Raw genomic sequence first — 2,381 nt, 5'->3', positions numbered from 1 at the left:
CAGAATTATTATAATATTAAAACATAAAGAAAAATGCAATTGTCCACTCATGGATAACGGACAAGTCGGCAAAAGGAGGGAAAAGCGGTGCATCGTACGCTAAGTGAAAAGCTACAGGCCATTTTGCAAGATGGGATGGCGGTCATCGGACGGCACCGCGAATCGATCGCAGCCCGCTGGAATGAAAAATTAGGCAAACTGAAGAAAAAGCAGCATATCGCGGCCCATTCACTTGAAGCGGCCATTGAATCAGCTTGCCCGCCGCGTACAAATCAAGCAGCTTCGGGTAGTCAATCGGCGGATTGCCTTGGCCAAGCCAAGAACCGGTCAACGCTTTGGATTGGGAAGGCATCCGCGCGCCCGAGGCCGCGTGAGGCGCCGGTGACGACCGCCACTTTTCCTTTCAGCAGTTCCGCCCATGACGACATCGGTGATCCCTCCGTTTAACGTAAAAATTGCGGTTGTTTCTTTTGGAAAAACGCCGCCAGCCCAATCGCCGGCTCTCCTGTCTTAAACGTGGCCGCAAATAACGCCGCTTCGATGCCAAATCCGTCTTCTCATCTCCGTCCGGAGTTGTTGAAACAAGAATCAAGCGCACCAAAGCGGCAAAACAAAAAAATGGCTGCCCCGTTTGTTTGGGGCAGCTGTTTTGGCCAAAATGGCTGCAACGATTCTTTTTATTACAATCCGCTTACAAATTCGCCAGCCGCATGACATCACGGGCGATCATGACCTCTTCGTTCGTCGGGATGACGAGCACTTTGACCGGCGAGTGCGGGTAGCTGATGAACGCTTCTTTGCCGCGCACTTTGTTTAGGATGGGATCCCAGTAAACTCCCATAAACTCGAGGCCGCGCAGCACTTTGGCCCGCACGACTTCGCTGTTTTCGCCGATGCCGGCGGTGAAAATGATGGCGTCGACGCCGCACATGCGCGCCGCATACGAGCCGATGTATTTATGAATGCGGTTCGCAAACACTTCCAACGCAAGTTCCGCGCGCTCATTTCCTTCGGCGGCCGCTTTTTCCAAGTCGCGCAAGTCGCTCGAGATGCCGGAGATGCCGAGCATGCCGCTCTTTTTATTCAACACTTCAATCACTTCATTAACGGTCATTCCTGTTTTTTCCATAATGTATGGGATAAGCGCCGGGTCGATGTTGCCAGAGCGCGTCCCCATCGCGACGCCCGCTAATGGCGTAAAGCCCATCGACGTGTCGATCGATTTGCCGCCTTCGACCGCCGCGATGCTCGCCCCGTTGCCTAAATGGCACGAGATGAGGCGCAGCTGCTCGATCGGCCGGCCGAGAAGCTCCGCCGCCCGCTGGGTGACGTATTTGTGCGACGTGCCATGGAAGCCGTACTTGCGAATGCCGAATTTCGTGTAATACTCATACGGCAAGCTGTACAAAAACGACTGTTCCGGCATCGTTTGGTGAAACGCCGTATCAAAAACGGCGACGGCCGGCACGTTCGGCAGCACTTCCTGAAACGCGCGGATGCCGACGAGGTTGGCCGGGTTATGAAGCGGAGCGAGCTCGGACACTTCTTCGATTTGTTTTATCACCTCATCGGTGATCAACACCGAATCGCTGAACTTCTCCCCGCCGTGGACGACGCGATGGCCGATGCCGTCAATTTCGTCAAATGACCGGATGATGCCATAGCGAATCAGTTTGTCAAGCAGCAGTTTCACCGCCACGGCATGGTTCGGGATGGAAGTGACTTCCCGCTGTTTCTCCCCGTTCACGACGATCGTAAAAATCGCGTCGTCAAAGCCGATCCGCTCGACGATTCCTTTCGTTAACACCGTTTCCGCCGGCATGTCAAACAATTGGAATTTCAACGAAGAACTTCCCGCATTAACGGCTAACACTTTTGCCATCGAACATACAGCTCCTTTTTGCCAAAATCCGTTCGCACTTACGGTTAGTGTGCGCGATTGGGCGCTGTTTCACTATGCCTTTTTCATTGTATGCCTCCCTTTTCTTCCTTTCAAGCGGCGTTTTCTTTCGTAATCGGTTGCAAAGAAATGTTTTTATGTTGTGAAAATAAAAACAGCCTCCAAGCAGGTTGGAGACTGTCAGCGCCCTTTTTCGCCGGCGATCCAGGCATCGATTTTCGCCATCATCGCCTGCATGGCCGTCTTGTTGGAAAAGCGCGGCAGTTCGGCGAGCAGCACTTGTTTCGGCGCTTTCGCCATCGGGCCTTTCTTTTGCAAAATGAATATGCTTTTCGCCGCCTGCTCGTGTTTAAACATGGACAGCGGCAACTGCAACAAGCCTTGAACGATGGCGGTTTCTTTTAAAAATTCATTCAGCTGTTCCGCCTGAGGGCTGGAAAACAGCGTGTTCGGAATGAGGAAAAACAAATAGCCGCCGTCT

General features: G+C 52.8%; 2 protein-coding genes and 1 pseudogene. 1 reads left to right on the top strand and 2 read right to left on the bottom strand.

Annotated features, from left to right (window positions below; all coding sequences use genetic code 11):
• The first annotated feature begins 87 nt into the window (after nucleotides 1–87).
• On the top strand, nucleotides 88–447 hold the full coding sequence (locus IKE44_RS08425) for a hypothetical protein (protein ID WP_033014473.1): 360 nt from the start codon (nucleotides 88–90) through the stop codon (nucleotides 445–447).
• A gap of 244 nt (nucleotides 448–691) precedes the next feature.
• Here the strand turns inward: IKE44_RS08425 and IKE44_RS08420 are convergent, their stop codons facing one another.
• Complete coding sequence (locus tag IKE44_RS08420; protein WP_033014474.1) at nucleotides 692–1,882, bottom strand: acetate kinase; 1,191 nt, start codon at nucleotides 1,880–1,882, stop codon at nucleotides 692–694.
• Nucleotides 1,883–2,080: 198 nt separating this feature from the next.
• A pseudogene (locus IKE44_RS08415) lies at nucleotides 2,081–2,381 on the bottom strand (class I SAM-dependent methyltransferase); the annotation flags it as partial.

Origin of the sequence: Geobacillus sp. (genome assembly GCF_017515625.1) — a bacterium.
In the GTDB taxonomy this organism is placed as follows: domain Bacteria; phylum Bacillota; class Bacilli; order Bacillales; family Anoxybacillaceae; genus Geobacillus; species Geobacillus stearothermophilus.
This window is presented reverse-complemented; position numbering and strand designations above follow the sequence as displayed.